Annotated in this window: 4 protein-coding genes; all 4 read right to left on the minus strand. The window is 35.1% G+C overall.

Annotated features, from left to right (window positions below; genetic code table 11):
* Positions 1-1,043 (minus strand): cryptochrome/photolyase family protein (locus tag ACIQ2S_RS12420; RefSeq protein WP_396176459.1); only part of this gene is annotated, 1,043 nt, incomplete at its 3' end.
* A gap of 162 nt (positions 1,044-1,205) precedes the next feature.
* Positions 1,206-2,486, minus strand: coding sequence for a DASH family cryptochrome (locus ACIQ2S_RS12425; RefSeq protein ID WP_396176461.1), 1,281 nt, complete (start codon positions 2,484-2,486; stop codon positions 1,206-1,208).
* A gap of 18 nt (positions 2,487-2,504) precedes the next feature.
* Positions 2,505-2,651, minus strand: a complete 147-nt coding sequence (locus ACIQ2S_RS12430) for a DUF2256 domain-containing protein (RefSeq protein ID WP_396176463.1) — start codon at positions 2,649-2,651, stop codon at positions 2,505-2,507.
* Position 2,652: 1 nt separating this feature from the next.
* Positions 2,653-3,183 (minus strand): flavin reductase family protein (locus ACIQ2S_RS12435; RefSeq protein ID WP_396176465.1); only part of this gene is annotated, 531 nt, incomplete at its 5' end.

A 3,183-nucleotide genomic window follows, 5' to 3' on the forward strand; every position in this document is an offset into this window, starting at 1 on the left:
TTGGTATTTCCCGTCCAATAAAAATCGGGTAATTTATTATAGTTTTCCAATCCATTCATGCTGGAATAATTTGGCATTTCTTTCCAATAAATGCCGCGGACATATTCCCGCCATCCCAAAATTTGTCGCACAAAACCTTCTACTTGCGAAAGGGTAATTTCATCTTCATTTTGATGATAATAATGTACAACCTGTTCAATCACTTCCTTCGGCGAAAGCATTTTTGTATTCATCGCAAACGACAGGCGGGAATGAAAAAGAAACTTTTCTTCCGTATGCATTGCATCTTCATAATCGCCAAAATGTTTCAATAAATTTTTGCAGAAATAATCAAGTTGTTCCAAACATTCTTCACGAGAGGTTGGCCAATTAAAATTTTCCGCATCAATTGAACCAAAGGTTTTGACCTCCATTTTTTCCAATTGATGAATAATTACTTTCACATTTTTAGAAAACACTTTCGCATTCGGAACGGGAACTTCGCCTTTGTATTTTTTCCGATTGTCGTGATCAAAATTCCATTGATTCCCAACAGGATTAGCTCCAACCATCAAAATATCGTGCTTTTTTCGCATCATACGATAGAAATTCTCCATTAGCAACAATTTCTTTCCTTGAAAAAATTCGGCTAATTCGGTTCGGGTTGTATAAAAATGTTCAGTGTCAAAAACCTCTGTTGAGATGGTAAGTTTTTGGCAAATTTGCTTTAATTGTTCATCCAATCGAAATTCATCCGGTAATTGATAGTCAAATTTTTGAATGGAATGTTGCTCGATAGTTTGTTGAATTAATGCTTCTAAAATTTGCGGATTATTGACATCATCAATTTCAAAATAAACCACTTGATGATTTTTACTTTTTAAATGCGAGGCAAAATTCCGCATACTTAAAAAGAATGCCACTACTTTTTGAATGTGATGTTTCACATAATCGGTTTCCTGACGCATTTCTGCCAAGAGATAAATGACATTTTCATCGGTTTGCTGAAACCAAGAATGGTTGTGATTCAATTGGTCACCGAGAAGAAGTCGAAGTGTTTTCATTGTCATTGCGAGGCACGAAGCAATCTCATTATTTTTTGTAGTTTCAGGTTTCAAGTTTCAAGTTGGGAGTTGCTCGGTGAAATTTTTAAATTCGTGTTAATCCGTGACATTCGTGTCAACTCTTTTGTTCAGGTTCAGCGTAACTTGAAACTTGAAACAAATTTATCTTAACCAAAGTCTCTGATATTCCCCTTTTGCATCATACATTTCCGCTTGTCGTTGGATGTTAAATTTTCGGTCTCTCGGATCATTTCCTACTCCTGAATTATACATCCAATTCCCGTAATTCGAATGTACATCATAATCAATCAACATGCTTTCAAAATAAAGTGCTGCCACCCGCCAATCTTGCTCCCATTCTTTCGCCCAAAAACTCGCCACATTTTGACGGCCACGATTACTCATGAAGCCGGTTTGTTGCAATTCAATCATATTGGCATTTACAAATGGTTCATTGGTAGTGCCGTTTTTCCATTGTTCAAAAGCTTTTGAATGGAAATTCCAATCGTATTTTTTTCCTAAAATACCCTCCAGTTGAAAAATTTTGTTTCCGTGTTTTAAGGAAACATATTTAAAATAATCCCGCCATATCAATTCGAATAGCAACCAATAGGTGTCTTCATTTTTACAAATTTCTTGCTCGTATTGTTGTACTTCCCAGTAAATGGTGCGAGCAGAAATACTGCCGTTTGCCAACCAAGGCGAAAATTTCGAACTATAGTCGGTTCCAATTAATCCGTTTCGAGTTTGTTTATAAGACGACAAATTTTCGGTTTCAAAAAAATAATTTTCTAATCGTTTCCTCGCTATTGATTCGCCACCATGAAACGGAAAAGCGGAGTTGAGATGAGTTTCAAAACTTTCCAAACCTAAATCCACCAAAGAAATATTGAAAAAATTTGTTTGAATCCAATTGGAATCTGGTCGCTTTTTAATTGAAACAGTTGGTCTGACTTTTACAGTTGTTTCGCATTTTTTTCTGAAAACAGTAAAAACCTCAGGAAGTTCATTAAAATCCGAATACGGAATATCATCGGGGTGAAATAGAAATTGGTCGTATGTTTCTATCCATTTGATAGTTGAATTTTGATTTATGACTTTGTCATTAACATTGACCTCTTCACTTGTCCATTCTTTTTGAAGAAAAACAGTTGAAACTGAATGTTCTTCAATCAATTTTGGAATGATAACCTCCGGTTTTTCATAAAATACGAAAAGCGGAATGTTTTTTTCTTTCAACGAATGATAGAGTTCAAAAACGGTTTCCAATAAAAATTGAGCTCTAAATTTTTCAGTTTTTTTAAAGCCGTATTTGGTTTCAGCAAAATGCCGCGGATCTAAACAATAGACAGCCAAAACTTTTCCGCCTTTTTTGCAAGCTTCAAAAAGAGAGGTGTTGTCATGCACTCGTAAATCATTTCGAAACCAAACTAGATTGTTCATTTAATTGGAATTTGGGATTTAAGAATTAGAATTTTTACTTCTCCTACACCGCTCACTGCAATACAAAACTGCCTCCCAATTTTTCTCCCATTTTTTACGCCAGGAAAAAGGCAATTCGCATGTTTTACAATTTTTTTCAGGTAGGTTTACTTTTTTATGAGCCATTTTACAACATGGATTTGGTTGGAATATTTTGGCGAGCATATTCAAAACGATCGATTAATTTTGGAACACAGTAGCCATCCAATCCATTAATCGTAGCTACATTTTCTAAATCCAAACGCAACCAATGATCATTTTGAATCAAATTTTCTTTGATAAACAAATGTTCAATAGAAGCAATGATATGAATGGTGCCGTTTTCCTTAATTTCATATTCGTTGAGGTATTTGCATAAAATTTGAACCGGACTCCCTTTTACAAACGGAATGGAAATACCCTCTCGATAGTCTTCCTCCAACGCAGTTTTGTCAAATTCTGAAATGGTATCATCATAATTCGCCGAACTGTGATGTGCATCTATAATCATTGATTCGGTAATGTGATTAACAGTAAAATAGCCCAAATCTTTAATGTTTTTATAAGTATTTCTGGGAACTGTTGTTGGTCGAAGTATGAATCCCAATATCGCAGGATCGCTTCCCAAATGGGTAACGCTGCTAAAAACAGCAACATTAGATATTCCTTCAATAGTCTT

The sequence above is a fragment of the Flavobacterium sp. genome, from assembly GCF_044371705.1.
Classification (GTDB): domain Bacteria; phylum Bacteroidota; class Bacteroidia; order Flavobacteriales; family Flavobacteriaceae; genus Flavobacterium.